The sequence below is a fragment of the Collinsella aerofaciens genome, assembly GCF_015554145.1.
Lineage (GTDB): Bacteria > Actinomycetota > Coriobacteriia > Coriobacteriales > Coriobacteriaceae > Collinsella > Collinsella aerofaciens_AA.
This window is the reverse complement of record NZ_JADNHZ010000007.1, coordinates 68,778-84,569: the sequence shown is the minus strand read 5'-3', so window position 1 is coordinate 84,569 and position 15,792 is coordinate 68,778. Positions and strand designations below refer to the sequence as shown.

General features: G+C 56.3%; 16 protein-coding genes. 5 read left to right on the top strand and 11 right to left on the bottom strand.

The genetic code is table 11. The features are described from left to right. Positions 1 to 78: 78 nt before the first annotated feature. Positions 79 to 1,101, top strand: a complete 1,023-nt coding sequence (locus I2E13_RS04270; protein ID WP_117647825.1) for a helix-turn-helix transcriptional regulator — start codon at positions 79 to 81, stop codon at positions 1,099 to 1,101. Next, complete coding sequence (locus tag I2E13_RS04265; RefSeq protein WP_117716220.1) at positions 1,088 to 2,005, top strand: helix-turn-helix transcriptional regulator; 918 nt, start codon at positions 1,088 to 1,090, stop codon at positions 2,003 to 2,005. Before I2E13_RS04270 ends, I2E13_RS04265 begins: the two co-directional genes overlap by 14 nt. Here I2E13_RS04265 and I2E13_RS04260 read toward each other — a convergent pair. Together I2E13_RS04260 and I2E13_RS04255 are read right to left on the bottom strand one after the other, a co-directional pair. Next, positions 2,002 to 4,896, bottom strand: a complete 2,895-nt coding sequence (locus I2E13_RS04260; protein ID WP_195404267.1) for a helicase C-terminal domain-containing protein — start codon at positions 4,894 to 4,896, stop codon at positions 2,002 to 2,004. The genes I2E13_RS04265 and I2E13_RS04260 overlap by 4 nt on opposite strands. Then, positions 4,890 to 5,855 carry a D-alanine--D-alanine ligase family protein gene (locus I2E13_RS04255; RefSeq protein WP_195404266.1) on the bottom strand — a complete coding sequence of 322 codons (966 nt, stop codon included), beginning with the start codon at positions 5,853 to 5,855 and terminating at the stop codon, positions 4,890 to 4,892. Before I2E13_RS04255 ends, I2E13_RS04260 begins: the two co-directional genes overlap by 7 nt. An 85-nt stretch (positions 5,856 to 5,940) precedes the next feature. On the opposite strand from I2E13_RS04255, the gene rlmN reads away from it, so the two are divergent. Beyond that, positions 5,941 to 6,993 (top strand): 23S rRNA (adenine(2503)-C(2))-methyltransferase RlmN, encoded by a 1,053-nt coding sequence (rlmN, locus tag I2E13_RS04250; RefSeq protein ID WP_117634727.1) that lies wholly within the window; start codon positions 5,941 to 5,943, stop codon positions 6,991 to 6,993. A 198-nt stretch (positions 6,994 to 7,191) separates the two neighbouring features. Here rlmN and I2E13_RS04245 read toward each other — a convergent pair whose 3' ends face one another. The 9 genes from I2E13_RS04245 to rpmH all read right to left on the bottom strand — a co-directional run bounded on the left by I2E13_RS04245 (position 7,192) and on the right by rpmH (position 12,231). After that, the gene (locus tag I2E13_RS04245; protein WP_055251321.1) at positions 7,192 to 7,446 is read right to left on the bottom strand and encodes a hypothetical protein; all 255 of its coding nucleotides are present in this window, start codon (positions 7,444 to 7,446) and stop codon (positions 7,192 to 7,194) included. Then, positions 7,436 to 8,341 carry a ParB/RepB/Spo0J family partition protein gene (locus tag I2E13_RS04240; RefSeq protein ID WP_195404265.1) on the bottom strand — a complete coding sequence of 302 codons (906 nt, stop codon included), beginning with the start codon at positions 8,339 to 8,341 and terminating at the stop codon, positions 7,436 to 7,438. Before I2E13_RS04240 ends, I2E13_RS04245 begins: the two co-directional genes overlap by 11 nt. Continuing rightward, complete coding sequence (locus tag I2E13_RS04235) at positions 8,334 to 9,134, bottom strand: ParA family protein (RefSeq protein WP_055251322.1); 801 nt, start codon at positions 9,132 to 9,134, stop codon at positions 8,334 to 8,336. The genes I2E13_RS04240 and I2E13_RS04235 overlap by 8 nt, the downstream gene beginning before the upstream one ends. A gap of 134 nt (positions 9,135 to 9,268) precedes the next feature. Further along, on the bottom strand, positions 9,269 to 9,934 hold the full coding sequence (gene rsmG / locus I2E13_RS04230) for a 16S rRNA (guanine(527)-N(7))-methyltransferase RsmG (RefSeq protein ID WP_229057815.1): 666 nt from the start codon (positions 9,932 to 9,934) through the stop codon (positions 9,269 to 9,271). Between the two features lie 168 nt (positions 9,935 to 10,102). Further along, complete coding sequence (locus I2E13_RS04225) at positions 10,103 to 10,672, bottom strand: Jag family protein (protein WP_022093802.1); 570 nt, start codon at positions 10,670 to 10,672, stop codon at positions 10,103 to 10,105. Positions 10,673 to 10,716: 44 nt separating this feature from the next. After that, a complete protein-coding gene (locus tag I2E13_RS04220; protein ID WP_055251326.1) occupies positions 10,717 to 11,487 on the bottom strand; it encodes a YidC/Oxa1 family membrane protein insertase in 771 nt (256 codons plus the stop codon). 29 nt (positions 11,488 to 11,516) lie between these two features. Then, positions 11,517 to 11,741: a membrane protein insertion efficiency factor YidD gene (gene yidD / locus I2E13_RS04215; RefSeq protein WP_022093804.1), complete on the bottom strand. Its 225-nt coding sequence runs from the start codon at positions 11,739 to 11,741 to the stop codon at positions 11,517 to 11,519. Continuing rightward, positions 11,738 to 12,076: a ribonuclease P protein component gene (gene rnpA, locus I2E13_RS04210; protein WP_082435526.1), complete on the bottom strand. Its 339-nt coding sequence runs from the start codon at positions 12,074 to 12,076 to the stop codon at positions 11,738 to 11,740. The genes yidD and rnpA overlap by 4 nt, the downstream gene beginning before the upstream one ends. Positions 12,077 to 12,096: 20 nt before the next feature. After that, entirely contained in the window at positions 12,097 to 12,231 is a 135-nt protein-coding gene (gene rpmH, locus I2E13_RS04205) for a 50S ribosomal protein L34 (protein WP_019127408.1), read from the bottom strand. A 345-nt stretch (positions 12,232 to 12,576) separates the two neighbouring features. Between rpmH and I2E13_RS04200 the strand changes: the two genes are divergently transcribed. Together I2E13_RS04200 and I2E13_RS04195 are read left to right on the top strand one after the other, a co-directional pair. Beyond that, a complete protein-coding gene (locus tag I2E13_RS04200; RefSeq protein WP_195404263.1) occupies positions 12,577 to 13,929 on the top strand; it encodes an ATP-binding protein in 1,353 nt (450 codons plus the stop codon). 15 nt (positions 13,930 to 13,944) lie between these two features. After that, on the top strand, positions 13,945 to 15,669 hold the full coding sequence (locus I2E13_RS04195; protein ID WP_324249370.1) for a DnaA ATPase domain-containing protein: 1,725 nt from the start codon (positions 13,945 to 13,947) through the stop codon (positions 15,667 to 15,669). Positions 15,670 to 15,792 lie beyond the last annotated feature (123 nt).

Below are 15,792 nucleotides of genomic sequence, written 5' to 3'. Positions count from 1 at the left end.
GAGCGGACAAGGATATAGCCTAATCTCCATATCGGACTAAAATCATGGCAGCAAACCACCTTCTCATGCGAGGACTCTATGACGGCAAGCGACGCGACCGCGACAATTAAAAAGGGGAATTCGGAGCCCAGTTTCGATAAAACGGCTCAGCGCATCCTCAATCTTTTCTTTGTGCTCAACAGCTCCCCCGAACCGCTGACGACCGAGCAGATCGTCTTGGATTCTGACCTGGGATATGGCTCGGGCAATATCGACTCGGATAAGCGCAAGTTTCGGCGCGATCGTGACAAACTGCTCGAACGCGGCATCTTAATCAAGGAGGTTCGCCCCGCCGGCGCGCAGGAGACCGAGGAAAGCTCATGGACAATCGACCGCGAGCACACGTTTGCGGCAGGCGGCCTCATCACCGCAGACGACGCCGATATCCTGCTCAACGCTATCGACCAGACAATAGCGGCCGGCTCATCCACTTTTGCCGCGCCGCTTGCCGATATTCGTTCCAAGATTGCCTACCTCACCGGCAGGACGACGGCGGACGAAGCACCGATCCGCCGCTCTCCCACCGTCGATGCGGTATGGAGCGCCTTTGCCGAGCGATGCGCACTGCGATTTTTATATCAGAACGGACGCGGTGAGCAGAAAGAGCGTACCGTCTGCGTCTACGGCATGTTCGAGCGCGAGGGCGTTGCGTACTTCTGCGGCCTCGACAATGCCACCGACGACATCAGGACATTCCGCTGCGACCGTATCGTTCGCGCTTGGCGTCCTTCGAAGGCCTATGCCATCCCTGCAGACTTCAATCTCAACGACTACCTGTTCTTTGAATTCGATTTTGCCGACCGCCCGCCCGTTGCGGCTACGTTCTCGTTCGCCCCGCAGACGCAGATCGATATGATCAACGGCCTCACGCGCGGGCGAGGTGAGCTCGCACACACCGATTCGGGATGGACTTGGACCGTTGACGTGCGCGATCTTGAAGCCGCCGCCTCATTTTGCATGGCCCACGCCATGGACGGCATGAGGCCCATGGCCCCCAAATCGCTCAAGCAGGCGTGGAACCACCTCATTGAAAGGACGGTGCACGAGCATGCCCGTGCGTAAACTCACCAGCGAGCAGAGGCTCTCGCGCGCCATCGACATTATGGAGGCCCTCTACGCCGCCGGCGAGAGCGGCATGACACGAACCGAGATTTGCAGTCGCTTTGACATCACGGGGGCGTCGCTCGACGAGATTCTCGAGATCGTCTCGACGCTCGCGGACCGAGAATCGGGTGCGCGTATCATCTGCGAATGCCACGGCGAGCGCGTGGTCCTCACCGGTGACGCCGGGCGTGTACTACCGCTGCGCCTGAGTGCCGCCGAGGGCGCTGTGCTCAACCACGAACTTGAATCGTTGGGGATCGAGCCCCAGGCGGCGGCTCGAATTCGACATGCTCTTCTACCCGAAGAGCTCGGCTATAACCAGCACGTCTTTGACACCGTCAACCACGGGTCGCACTGGCAGCAGCTGAGCTGCGCCATTCAGGACGGTGTTCGCTGTCGTATCTCGTATCGCTCGATGGACGATGCGCGGCCACGCGAGCGTCTGGTCGACCCCTTGCGCATTACAGCAAACGGCGACCAAACATATCTGATTGCCTGGGACATCGCGGTCGATGAGCAGCGCACCTATCGCATGGATAAAATCGAGGGACTCGCCTTGACGGAAGACTCCGTCGTGCCTCACGCACCGGACGTTGCATCCCTCCACGATTCCCTTGCCCGGACGCAGCGTAGCGCAAAGCTCTTGATGCCATTCGATATGGCGGAGCATCTGGACTGGGCCGGCATCACCCTAATCGAACGCAGCGGGACAGACATGGCAACGGTAACCGTACATTACGGCTCCGAGCGTTGGCTGCTGAGCCAGATAATCGCAGCGGGCGGAGCCATCCGCATCTTGGATGACCCCGCCCTGTCAAAGCGTCTGTGCGATATGGCAAAAACCCTCGTCTGTCCGCTTTAGCGCCGCCGCTCGTGGCGTGCACGCCACAGCTGTAGATAGTGCCCGATCTGCGCCGATTCGATGCGCTGGTAGGAGCTCGTGGGCAGCGACGTTAAGAACTTCTTTCCGTAGCCCTTCGTCACCAGGCGCGGGTCGGCCAGAATCAGCACGCCGCAATCGGTCGACGAGCGGATAAGGCGGCCGGCCGCCTGCTTGACCTCGAGCACTGCCTCAGGCAGCGAATAGCGCGCCCAAGCGCGGTCTTCGCGCAGGTTGCGCTCGCACGAGAGCGGGTCCGTGGGGCTCGAGAACGGCAGCTTGGGAATGATGACGCAGCGCAGCGTCTCGCCGCTGGCGTCAAACCCCTCCCAGAAGGCCTTAAGCGCAAAAAGCGATGAGGTTGGCTCGTTGATAAACCGGTCGCGCAGGCGACGAGGAGATGAGTTGCGCTGCTGGCAGTTGAGTTCCAGGCCCGCACGAGCCATCTTGGGCTCGACGCGATCGTACAGCTCCTCCATGTCACGCCTGTTGGTGAACAGCGTGAGCACCGAGCCGCCCATGGCAAGATGAGCGTCGACCAGCACGCGCTCGAGCGCCGTAAGATAGCTCTCACGATCGCGCGGATCGGGGATATCGCCCGCAACGACTACAGCCATGTTCGAATCGAAGTCGTAGCTCGAGTCCAAGTGCAGCGATGAGGATGTTGAAGCACCGATGCGATCGAGGCCGACCGCATGGTTAAAGTGTTCAAAGCTTTTGGACACCGTCATGGTCGCCGAGGCAAAGATAGCCGTGTGAACCTCGGGCAGCCACTCGGTTGCCAAGGCCTCGCCAATATCGATGCGCTCCGCGGTCATCGACTCGCCGCCGGCACGCAGCCTGCGATTGACCTGCAGCGAATACACGTAGTGTTCATCGGTGCCGTCAATGATGAGCTTGAGGTTCTCGGCCAGCTCGTGCAGGCGGCGCGAGATATCACCCAGGTCGACAACAACCTCTGGCTTGTCGGCGGCGACGGCTTGCACCAGCGCGTCGACGCTCTTGTCAGCTTGTTCCAATGCGTCGATGCCAGTGTAGGCCGACTGTAAGAAATCATGCCAGTCGTCAGATTCGCGCAGCTCGGGGCCAATCCATAGATTGGCATTGTCATAGCCCCCACGGGCACGGCGACCGAGCTCGCGAACGCCATCGAACACGCCGGCGATCGCCATGCTCGCGCGCGCAACCGTCGACGTCGCCTTGGCGGTAAGGCCCAGATAGAGCGTAGAGCCCTCGGAGGTTGCCAAATCACGGGAAACCTGGCTTAGCGCGCCGGTGCTCGAGCCACCCAGACGCTCAAACAGAACGCGTGATTCGTCCGCCGACACCACACGCGCCCACTGACGGCGCGCCTCGCGCTCGATGGAATGGGCCTCGTCGATTACCCAATGACGAATCGGCGGCAAAATCCTGCCCTCGGCCGCGACGTTGCGGAACAGCAGGGAATGGTTGGTGACCACCACATCGGCATGCGCCGCACGACGGCGAGCGCCGTGGACCAAACATTTATCAGGGAAAAACGGGCAGAGGCGACGAGCACACTCGCGCGAGGCCGTCGTAAAGTCGGGACGGTTGACGCTGCGCCACCGAATGCCGAGCGAGTCGAGGTCGCCATCGGCTGATTGGCAGACGTACGCCATAATGACCGCGACCGCCGTGAGCGTGTCCGCCGGATCGCGCTTGGTGGTAATCTCGACCTGGCCGCGGCTCATGCGCTCGAGCTTGCGCAGGCACGGATAGTGGTCATACCCCTTGAGCGCGCAAAATGACAGACCACCGTCCAGTTGCTCGGCAAGTTTTGGCAGCTCATGGTACATGAGCTGGTCGGCAAGATTGTTCGATTTGGTCGCAATACCAACCGTGATGTTGTTACGGCGTGCTGCCTCGGCAAAAGGCACCAGATAGGCCATCGATTTGCCGACGCCTGTGCCTGCCTCAATTACTCGATGAGTGCCCGTGACCAGCGCATCGCGGACCTCGAGCGCCATCGCGATCTGCTCATCACGCGGCTCGTAGGTGGGATACATGCGATTGACCAGGCCACCTGGCGCATAGTCTGCCTCGATCTCCTCACGACTCGGCATCTTGAGAACCGGCAGCTCATCGGCGTCCACCCGATCGTCGGCGCGATCGGCCTTGAGAACGTCAGCACGAGCGGCGCTGAGAGAGAAGATGGAACCAGGGTTCTGCCCTGCCAAGAATGAGAAGATAGGACGATAGGACCAAGGCACGTCCGGATGCATGTCGGCTAGGCGCGCCATGAGGCCCTGGGGCAAGTCGGTGAGCGCCACGAGCAACACGCGCCATACGCCACACAGGGCGTCGACGTCGGCATTGGCACGGTGTGATACCGAGTCGCAGCCAAACAGATCGGCCATAAAAGACAGCTTGTGCGAGGCCAGGCGCGGAAGCGCGATGCGCGACAGCGCCAGCGAATCGATCCAAATATCGCTCACGTTGACGCCGCCTTTGACCGACTCAATAAACGAGCGGTCGAACGTGGCGTTGTGTGCGATCACCGGGCAGCCACCGACAAAATCGGCGAGAGCGGCGACGGCCTCAACCGCCGACGGGGCATCTGCAACATCGGCATTTGTAATGCTCGTGAGCTCGGTAATCTCGGCGGGAATCAGCTGCCTGGGATGCACGAAGGTATCGAAGCGGTCGATGACCTCGCGGCCCGAAAGACGGGCCGCCGAGATCTCGATCAGCTCGTTGTCCTGCACCGAAAGACCCGTGGTCTCGGTATCGAGGATAATCACATCTTCCTCGATAAGGCCGAAGGACTGCGTTTTGGCGCGGTCGGCAAGCGTGGCATAGGAGTCGATGACAAACTGCGGCGTTCCTGACGAAACCGCGTCCTCGATTAGCATGCAATGCCCGCTCGACGAAGGCCCATACGGATCAGGCTGTCACAGACCTGCGGGAACGTCATGTCGTCGGTGTGGCGGATCTCATCCGGATACAGCGACGTATCGGTCATGCCGGGAATGGTATTGGTCTCGAGGATAACGGGGCCGTCCTCGCTCACAATAAAGTCGCTGCGCGAGATACCCAGGCAACCGAGGGCCTTGTGAGCGGCACAGGCAAGTTCCTGAGCGCGAGCGTAATTCTCGGGTGAAATCTGCGCCGGAATGCGATGGATATCCGTAGGGTCGACATACTTCACGTCCAGATCGTAGAACTCGCAGTCCTCGGGCTTACGAATCTCGACAATCGGCAGGGCGCGCACGTCATCTTCGCCGTATACGCCGACGGTGACCTCGGTACCCTCGATGCACTTCTCGACCAGCACTTTGTCGCCGTACTCAAACGCCTTGGCGATTGCCGCGGGCAGCTCGGAGGGCTCATGGACCAGGGAAATGCCATAGCTGGAACCGTTGACGGCCGGCTTCACAAAGCAGCGCTCGCCACAAACCTCGACGATATGATCGATATCGACTTCGTCGCCCACCTCGAGCGCAAGGCCGGGGGCAATGGGAATGCCCGCCTTGGCGTATAGGAGCTTAGAGACCTCCTTGTCGGCACCGCAGGCGCTGGCAAGTACGCCCGAGGCCGTGTAGGGGATACCCAGGGTCTCCATGGCACCCTGCATGGCGCCATCCTCACCGCCGGCGCCGTGCATGGCGATAAATGCCACATCGAATCCGCCGGTCGCCATGGTTACCATAAAGTCAACAGCGGCCGTGTCAAGCAGCTCCACCGAGGTGTAGCCGGCTTCCTTCAGTGCCACCACAACGTTCTTTCCCGAATCGAGCGAGATCTCGCGCTCGGCGGAATGACCGCCCGCCAAGACCGCTACGTGCATGTTCTCTAGGCTTTTACCCGGCATGGGCAGACTCCTCCTCTATAATTTCTGCAGCTGATACCATATTGTAGCGATACCCTCTACGTTTCCCCAAAATCGAAAGGCTTCCATGAATCCCAAGACTAAATCTCAGGACATTCGCGACTTGAGCCAAAACGATATTCGCGAGCTCGTGGCCGAACTTGGCCAGCCCGCCTTCCGCGCGAAGCAGCTCATCGAATGGGTCTTTGAGAAGAACGTTTGTTCGTTTGACGATATGACCAATCTTCCCAAGGCTTTCCGCGAGCAGCTTAAAGAGGCGTTTGCCTTTGATACGCCGACTGAACTCACCAAGCAGGTTTCCAAAGATGGCTCGCGCAAGTATCTGCTCGAGTACCACGATGGCATTTCCGTCGAGACCGTCGGCATGCCCCGTCGTAACAAGCTTTCCGTCTGCGTTTCCACCCAGGCAGGCTGCGGCATGGGCTGCGCCTTTTGCGCTACCGGTCTCAACGGCCTCAAGCGCTCTCTGACCGCTCAAGAGATCGTCGACCAGGTGCTTCATGTATCCAACGACTTTGGCGAGCGTGCCACAAGCGTTGTCTTCATGGGCCAGGGCGAGCCGTTTGCCAACTACGACGAGGTTCTCAAGGCACTGCGTATCCTCAACGACCCCGATGGCATCGGCATCGGCGCTCGTCACCTCACCGTCTCTACCAGCGGCGTTATTCCCGGTATTCGCAAATTTGCCGATATCCCCGAGCAGTTCACTCTTGCCGTTTCCCTGCATTCCGCCATCCAGTCGACGCGCAATAAGCTCATGCCCGGTGTTAAGAAGTACACGCTGCTTCGCCTTCACGAAGCGCTTCAGCTCTACACCGAGAAGACTGGCCGCCGCCCGACCTATGAGTATGCCATGATCGAAGGCGTCAACGATACGAATCCCGAGATGCAGGCGCTCTGCGACTTCTGCGAGGGAACGCTGTGCCACGTTAACCTGATTCAACTTAACGACATCGAGGGCAGCCCACTCAAGCCGTCGCCGATTCATAAGGTTGAGGATCTTCAGCGTCGTCTTGAGTCCCGTGGCATCGAGACCACGATTCGTAACTCCCGTGGTAACGATATTGACGCCGCTTGCGGACAGCTGAAACAGCGCTTCAAAGTTCAGAAGAACGCATAGGGGAGTCGCACTCCAAAACGTTTCATGTGAAACATCGAATGGCCCCGGTTGCAGGATATGCAACTGGGGCCATTTCATTTATTGACCTCAATTTTGGACCGTTGCTAGCTTTCCCATTTTTTACGGACAAAATAAGCGGCCCTTGTCTCATGAATCAGACAAGGGCCGCTCAAAATATGCAGGGTAATTGTTAGGTACCTAATAGCCTACATTTTCCCATTGGTTGCTAACCCAACCTTGATTAATCTTAGGATTTTTCGTTACCTGAGCAGTGCGCATGGCAACATCTTCTGTCATAACATCCATTTTCTTCTTGGATGTATCAACGATATCATGCGCACTACGAAGCAAACGACCTCGAAGTTCATCGTCTGTCGCGATCTTAAAGCCAGCAAAGGCACCAGCCGCGACAGTCGTCGCCAACGCAATCGCAGTAATAATTTTATTCCTCATCGTGGCCTCCTTGATCAAACTGAATCATTTCACCAAGAATACGAGAGAGCTCTTCCTCGTCTTTAAACTCAATCTCAATCTTATTCTTTCCACGCGAGCTCTTCACGCGCACGTTGGTATTAAATACCTGACGAAGTACACGCGCAGCCTTTTTAAAAGACTGAGGCGTTGCAGGCCTCGGCGTCTTAGGCGTCTCTCCGGCAGAAAACAATGGAGCAAGATTTTCTGTCGCTCTTACGGAGAGGCCCTCCGTAACAACCTTCTCTGCAAGTCGAATTCGAGCATCCTCATAGGGAACTGCAAGAATCGCACGTGCGTGACCAGCAGTAAGTTTACGCTCAAAAATCATCTGCTGAACTAATTCGGGGAGATCGAGAAGGCGCAGCGAGTTTGTAATTGCAGAGCGCGACTTGCTTACGGCCTTCGACAATGCCTCCTGGGTCATACCGCTAGCATCGATGAGCTGGCGATAGCCCTTAGCCTCTTCGACGGGATTCAGATCAGAACGCTGAAGGTTTTCGATAAGAGCAAGAGCCAGCATCTCTTCATCATTAACATCTTTAATGATGACAGGCAGTTCCTCAAGACCAGCAAGCTTTGACGCCTGGTAACGACGCTCACCAGCGATGATCTCATAGCCGTTTCCATGCTTGCGAACCAAGAGCGGCTGCAAAACGCCATGTTCTTGGATTGACTCGCTCAACTCGCGAAGTTCAGTTTCATTAAAGTGAATTCGCGGTTGATTAGGGTTGGGAACGATATCCTCAATAGGTAGTTTTGTTTCAGATGCGACATTTGAAGCAGATGCAGCAGAACCACCGGTCTCATACTCGGCCTCAGAGACCAAAGCATTGAGTCCACGCCCCAATCCGCCACGTTTCTTTGCACTAGGCACGCTTGATCACCTCTTTTGCAAGGTTCATATACGCTTTTGCACCCTTGTTTTGAGGTGCATAGGTAATTACCGGTTCTCCAAAAGACGGAGCTTCAGAGATTTTAACCGTACGGGGAATCAGCGTCTTAAACGCCTTATCACCAAAGTACGATTGAACTTCCTCAACAACCTGATTCGACAAAGAAGTACGTGAGTCATACATGGTCATAAGCACGCCATAGGTGTCTAAGCCCTTGTTCAGACGTGATTTGACCATCTTCATTGACTCAAGCAGCTTCGTAACGCCCTCGAGTGCGTAATACTCACACTGGATTGGAATCAAAACGCTATCTGCTGCGGTCAAGGCATTGATAGTAAGCAGGCCGAGCGAAGGAGGACAGTCAATGAAAATAAAATCGAACTCGTCCTGAATCGGCTCAAGCAAATCTTTGAGGCGGGTTTCACGAGCAATTGCGCTTACGAGCTCAATTTCGGCACCTGCAAGCTGAATCGTAGCTGGAATTACGAATACCTTTTTGCAATTTGTATCAAGAACAAGCGATTCTGCCGGCACATCATTCAACAATGCATCATAGATGCAGTGATCAAGGTCTTCTTTTTCAATTCCAAATCCACTGGTACTGTTTCCCTGCGGATCAAAATCGACAATCAGTGTCTTACGACCCTGCTCACCCAGTGCTGCTGCAAGGTTTACAGCCGTCGTTGACTTACCGACGCCGCCTTTTTGATTGATGATTGCAATGATACGCGTGTCTTTTGCGTTCTTAGAACGCTTAACGTCGCGAAATCCCACGGTCCCTCCTGGTGTGTATTAAAGCTGTCAAACGGAGGATGTTTCACGTGAAACATTCCGATTCGATATCAACCGCCATGTTTCACGTGAAACACTGCAAGTTGTTAGTATCCATTATGTTTCACGTGAAACATCTAGGCAAGCGGATTCTTCTTAGCCATGCCATTTGCACGAGGCAATGAAACGGATGCTGGATGACTCTTCTTGAGAACAATGAACTCCCTGTGGCCCAAGCCCTCAGGCAAATCGATTGCGTCATTAAGAAGCAAAGTGAAGCCGCAAATCTTAGCTGCCGACATGCCGGAAACTAGCTCCTCATCCGAAGGATTACCCTTGGTGATAACAAATAGACCTCCATCCTTGAGGAACGGAGCCGCATACTCAACAAGAATCGGTAGAGGGGCAAGTGCGCGGGCGGTTACGACAGAAAACTGCTTCTTATGGCTTCGAGCATATTCTTCAAGGCGATCATGAATCGCATGAGCATGTTTCAACCCAAGAGCATGAACAAAAGAATTGACGGCATCAACCTTCTTACCAACAGAGTCAATATAAGTAGCTTTACGATGCGTGGTTATGGTTAACGGAATACCAGGGAAGCCCGCACCTGTCCCCATATCGAGCAAAGCTCCCTCAGGAGCCTTATTGATATAGGGGAGCAAAACAAGTGAGTCGAGGATATGAAGTACCGCAGCATCTTCTACGTTAAGAATGCGGGTGAGATTAGTTGTCTTATTTGTTTCCAGAACCAAATCCAAATGCTGAATACATTTCCTCAGCTCAACATCAGATACGCTCAAGGAATACTCTTTGCAATAGGAAGTTAGACGAGTCAACATCTCGTCAGCTTGCTGATCAGTAAGTACTAACAACGAAAGCTCCTTTCTGACAAAAATCAGTATATCGAGAACTTTTGACAAAAAAAGGGGACGTGGAAACCACGTCCCCTTAGCATAAGCTCGAGCAGATTATCGAGCAACAATCACCACATGGCGATCAGGGTCAGAACCCTCAGAATGAGTATCGACGGCATCATTGCCACGAAGTGCAATGTGAACCAGTCGACGCTCATAGGCATTCATAGGCGGAAGCGAAACACTCTTATGAGTGCGGATGGCACGCTCGGCTGCAGACTGAGCCATGGAGGCAACCTTGTCCTGACGGCGGCTCTTGTATCCCTCGACGTCCACTACAACCGGATACCTAAAGCCAAGCTTGCGGCTCACTAGCAAAGAGAACATAACCTGAAGGGCATCAAGGGTGCGACCATGACGGCCAATGAGAACAGCAAGGTCGGGAGCCGTTACATCCAGAATCAGCTCACCCTCGTCGCCCTCATACTCATCGATAGGAGAGTTGGCGGCATCGAAGTGCGAAAGGATGGAACGCAGGATGGAAATCGCGACATCGGCAATGGTGTCGAGCTCCTCGTCGGTCAGCTCTTCACCGGCCTTGTAGCGCTGTGCAATCTCGGGATAATCGCCCGCGACCTGCGGGGCAACCTCCTCAAGCATATCCTCGATGATCTCTTCAGACATAACGTACTCCAAAAGTTAGGTACCTAAATAAGATTGATATCCCGCTACTTCTTCTTGTGCGGGCGCGGCTTCTTCTCGCGACGAGTGACCTCAACCTGCAGCGGCGCGTTCTTAAGGCGCTCCTCCTCATCGGCCTTCGCCTTGTCGATGACCTTCTGCGTCACAAAAATCTGCTGGATAACCTGCCAAGCAGACGAGACGTCGTAGTACAGCAGAACACCAACGGGAAGGCTCCAGCCCATCCAAAGCATCATGACCGTCATGACAACGGCCATCATACGCATGCTCTGAGCCTGCTGGCCGGTCTGGTTGCGCGACATATAGAGCTGCGGAATCAGGGTCAGGACAGCGAACAGGATCAGGCAGACCAGCGCAGGCAGCGCGACCATAAAGCCATCGGCAAAGGAGGCACTCGGCGTGGTGGTCAGGTCGGGCAGAATATTAAAGAACGAGAACGTGCCGTCGTTAAAGTAGTCCGGCAGGTTACGCAGCAGCGTAAATAGGGCGAACAGGACAGGCATCTGAATCAACAGCGGCAGACAACCAGCCATCGGGTTGAACTTGTTCTCGCTGTAGAACTTCTGCATTTCCTCGGCCTGACGCTGGGGATCGTCGGCATAGCGCTCCTGGATCTCGAGCATCTTGGGCTGCAGCACCTGCATGCGTGCCGTCGACTTAGTCGACTTGAGCATAAGCGGCGTCAGCAGCAGACGGATGATGACCACCAGGATGATGATGGACAGGCCCCAGTCGACCGCAAAGGTCTGGATGAGCTTGAGCAGCTCGAAAAGGATGTTAACGATCCAATCCCACATGTAAGTTTTCCTCCGATAGCGAGTGCCCGCTAGGGCACAGGGTCATAACCGCCGACGTGCAGGGGATTGCAGCGAGCGATGCGCCTCACGGCAAGCCAGCAGCCTCTCAAAACACCGTACTTCTCAATCGCCTGGACGGCGTATTGCGAGCACGTTGGGTAATAAATGCAGGCGTCAGGCAATAAGGGCGAAATAACCTGTTGATATATGCGAATAGGAGCGATGGCAACACGTCGCAAAACGTGATTGCTCATCGCTCCTCCCCGGCAACGCCGGCGCGTTTCATAAGCGAACGCAATGCATTGTCCATCTCCTGAGGCGAAGAAACCCTCGTCTTGGGAGTTGCGAACAAGATGATGTCATAACCCGCAACGGGAAATCCACAGCTGCGGGCGGCCTCGCGCATCACACGCTTAGAACGGTTGCGCACGACAGCACAACCGAGCCGTTTAGCACCAACGAAGGCGACCCTTCCGGAGTCGCCTTCGCCAACCGATTCACATATGGTCATTCGAATCAGAGGGTGATTGAAACGACGCCCCTGACTGAACACATGCTCGAAATCTTGCCGAGACTTAATAGTCTTCATGCGAGATGTGTGTATCGCTGCTAGACAGTGAGACGCTTGCGGCCCTTGGCGCGACGACGGGCGAGCACGGCACGACCACCCTTAGTGGCCATACGGGCACGGAAGCCATGGGTCTTGGCACGCTTACGCTTATTAGGCTGATACGTACGTTTCATCTTAAGTTCCTCCTGCTGCATTTCGAGTGTCCGCGGGGGCGCGGACGCAGATATAGACACGTGAGCTTGAAGATTGTAGGGAAATCAATGTTCAAATGTCAAGAAATCAAAGGTAAAAGGTTGCGCAGTTCACACGGTTCCCCCATAAGCCGAGCTCGATTTAGCGGTGCATGGCAACTTTTCACGATATTTCATCGAGTTTTCAACAGGTCATGTTGGCAATGTTGAGAACTTTTCGTCCGTTTTCCAAAGTTTTCAACAGGTTTTGAAAAGTTGTCGAAAGATGAGAAACATTGCGCGGTGAGCTACTATTTGTTCGAAACCTTTTGAAAGATTGCGAGCGGCATGTCTGACGACTTTTACACCATGGTCGATTCCGGAGACCCGGCACCCGACAACGAGCACATCACCGGCGTGCGCGAAGAGCGTGAGGAAGGCGAGCAGACGACCACGCAGGCGCCAAAAGTCATGTACGCCGCGCGCATCGCCGTCTATGACGACATGCTGTCGACACCGCGTGTGATCGTCATTGATCCGCAAGATGTCCGCACGTATTTGGAAGAGACGACCAACACCGTCTACCAGTGCATGAAAGAACAAGGTGGCCATATCTCGCTCATGGTCATCCGCGAGATTGTCGAAAACTTTATCCACGCGCACTTTGCCGAGCCCATCATCTCGATTCTGGACGGCGGAGACACCATCCGCTTTGCTGATCAAGGACCCGGCATCGACGACAAGGAGCGCGCTTTCGACTTTGGCGTTACCAGCGCAAACAGCAAGATGAAGCGCTATATCCGTGGAACCGGAGCAGGGTTTCCCATGGTGCAGGAGTATTTGGAAAACGCCGGCGGGGCCGTGTCCATCGAGGACAACATGGGCAACGGCACCGTGGTTACGGTAAGCCTGGATCCTAAACGCGTGCAGGAAATCGAACGCGCCGGCGGGCGCGGTGCTGCCGTGCGGCCCGAGACGGAGCAGCCCGCATATCCCCTGCCGGGAGCTTTTGCGCAGCAGCCCATGGCAACGCAACAGATGCAGCCCCGCGTGGGACAGATGCAGCAGCCCGGAATGCTTCCTACACAAGAGTCCCAGGCGGCGTCGATGTCGATGCCGCCAAACGTGCCAGAGGCCATGCCGCTGGCGGATCAGGATGCAGCAGCAATGCAGCAGGCGACGGGGGCACCGGGTGGCCAGCAAATGGGATATCAGCCGTACCAACAGGGATATCCATATCAGCAGATGCCGCCACTGGGGTATGGCCAGCAGTTCCCACAGCAGTACCAGCAGGGATATCAGCAGCCGTACCAGCAGATGCCGCAGCAGCAGTACAACCCCTGGGCCCAGCAGATGACTCCGCAGCCTTACCAACAGTGGCCTCAAAGTTTTCAACAGCAAATGCCGCCGATGCAGAGTTCTCAACAATCAGCAGCTCAAATGATGTATCCTAATGCAGCAAATCAGTATGCGCAGCCACAGCCGGACGTGTTCGTAAGCGATCGCGGCAACGCCGCGCTGGGCTATCTGGCGCAAAATCAAGCGTGCGGTGCAACCGATCTGGCGAGGGCGTTTGGAAACTCGGCCCCCACTTGGTCACGCACGCTCAATGACTTGGCGCAGGCCGGCTTGGTCATCAAGCATGGCCAGAAATACCATCTGACCGAACTCGGCGCCGCTCGCGTGCGAGCTCAGAGCTAAAGAACGGGAGAGACAGTGGACGAGGAAGCAAGCATCATCCTGGGGGATGCCATCGCCTTTTGCCAGCGCGACGGCCAAGATGCACGCCTCATCAACATGCTGGGGCAATCGCGCGCCATAAGCCTGACCGAAGATACGCTCACGATCGAGGCCCCCTCGCGCTTTGCCATCGCGCAGCTCAAAAAGCATCAGCCGACTATTGAGGCCTATCTGGAAGAAATCGCCTTTGCTCCGATCGCGCTCGACATCGTGGCACCGCAAGGCGCAACGGCCGAATCTGCTGCCGCGACGGTGCCCGCCACGGCTCCCGCTGCTTCCCCGGCGGTGCCGGCCTCCGCAGGCGACGTGCCGACAATCGAGCACCAGCACGGCGATGTTTCCCGTGAAACCATGGCACCGTTGCCGACCGCCGCTGCGACGTCAACGAACGTACCCGTCACGCACATGCCCATCGCTCATGACGCAGCGGCGGGCGCGGATTCGGGCATTGCAATCAAGAACACGCTCTCGGCCGATGATTTTCGTCGCATGATGAACCAGATGAAGGGCGGAGCGCCGACTAAGTCCACGCAAGCCGCGACCCCCGCTTCACCCATGCCAGCACCGACCGTGCCGGCCGAGCAGAATGCGGATGGAGCCCCGCTCGCCGCGAACTCAAAATTCACCTTTGAGAACTTTGTCTACGGCCCCGAGAACAGCCATGCCTATCGCTCGGCACTCAAGTTTGCCGCCCTCGCGGACGAGCGCGGCACGTGCACATCACTGTTCATCTACGGCAAATCGGGCCTGGGCAAGACGCACCTGCTGCTTGCCATCAAAAACGAGCTCGCCGAGAAGTCGCCCGAGATCAAGGTCAAGTATGCCAACTCCCAGGCATATCTGGACGACCTGATGACCGAGTTCGACCGCCAAAAGAAGAGCAACGCCCCTATCATGCAGGCATACCACGGCGTGGACGTGCTCATCATCGATGACATCCAAAACATCATCGGCAAGCGCGCGAGCGTGGACTACTTTTTCCAGCTCATGGACGAGTTCATCCGCAACAACAAGAAGGTCGTCATCGCGGCAGACCGCGCCCCCAAGGACCTGAGCATGGACGAGCGTCTGACCAGCCGCTTCAACGCCGGCATGCTCTGCCTGGTCGCAGAGCCCAGCTACGAGATGAAATACAAGATCTTGCAGCGCTATTACGAGAACACCATCGTCGCCGCTCCCGAGGCAGGCGACGACTCGCTGCTGGCGGCCTATGGGGGCGACAGCGGGCACCTGACCGACGAGCACTTTAAACACATGGCCGAGGTCTCGGGCACCAACATCCGCGAACTCGAGAGCTTTTGCGAGCGCTGCGCCGGCGAGGCGGGCGACCGCGAGCGCGAGGGCGGGGAGCTCACCTTTGACGATATCGACGCCATCGCCAGCCAGTACTTCGACACATCGGCCAAAAAGATCAACGTCCAGACGGTTCAGTCCGTCATCGAAGAGCAGTACGGCGTGACGCACGAGGAGCTCATCGGCCCGCGTCGCAACGCCAATATCGCCAAAGCACGCCATATCGCTATCTACCTAGCCATCGAGATGTGCGAGATGACGACTACGGCGGTGGGCGCCGAATTTGGCAACCGCAACCACTCGACCGTCAGTACGAGCTACAAAAAGGTCCAGAAGATGATTCAGGAAGACCGCACCGTCACCGAAGACCTCAAGTCGCTGCGCGATAAAATTACACTGCGCTCGTAGGGAAATAGAGACACCTGTTGAAAACTTGTCGAAACCACGGGCATAAGGTGTCTAAAACCCAACCCGCGGTGATGAAAAGTTTTGCGCAGGTTTTGAACGTGGAAAACCACCCCTGTTGCACAC

Bases quoted from the DNA above. Each gene is read 5' to 3' on its own strand.
- I2E13_RS04270 (WP_117647825.1), top strand. From the start codon at position 79: ATGACGGCAAGCGACGCGACCGCGACAATTAAAAAGGGGAATTCGGAG.
- I2E13_RS04265 (WP_117716220.1), top strand. From the start codon at position 1,088: ATGCCCGTGCGTAAACTCACCAGCGAGCAGAGGCTCTCGCGCGCCATC.
- I2E13_RS04260 (WP_195404267.1), bottom strand. From the start codon at position 4,896: ATGCTAATCGAGGACGCGGTTTCGTCAGGAACGCCGCAGTTTGTCATC.
- I2E13_RS04255 (WP_195404266.1), bottom strand. From the start codon at position 5,855: ATGCCGGGTAAAAGCCTAGAGAACATGCACGTAGCGGTCTTGGCGGGC.
- rlmN (WP_117634727.1), top strand. From the start codon at position 5,941: ATGAATCCCAAGACTAAATCTCAGGACATTCGCGACTTGAGCCAAAAC.
- I2E13_RS04245 (WP_055251321.1), bottom strand. From the start codon at position 7,446: ATGAGGAATAAAATTATTACTGCGATTGCGTTGGCGACGACTGTCGCG.
- I2E13_RS04225 (WP_022093802.1), bottom strand. From the start codon at position 10,672: ATGTCTGAAGAGATCATCGAGGATATGCTTGAGGAGGTTGCCCCGCAG.
- I2E13_RS04220 (WP_055251326.1), bottom strand. From the start codon at position 11,487: ATGTGGGATTGGATCGTTAACATCCTTTTCGAGCTGCTCAAGCTCATC.
- yidD (WP_022093804.1), bottom strand. From the start codon at position 11,741: ATGAGCAATCACGTTTTGCGACGTGTTGCCATCGCTCCTATTCGCATA.
- rnpA (WP_082435526.1), bottom strand. From the start codon at position 12,076: ATGAAGACTATTAAGTCTCGGCAAGATTTCGAGCATGTGTTCAGTCAG.
- rpmH (WP_019127408.1), bottom strand. From the start codon at position 12,231: ATGAAACGTACGTATCAGCCTAATAAGCGTAAGCGTGCCAAGACCCAT.
- I2E13_RS04200 (WP_195404263.1), top strand. From the start codon at position 12,577: ATGTCTGACGACTTTTACACCATGGTCGATTCCGGAGACCCGGCACCC.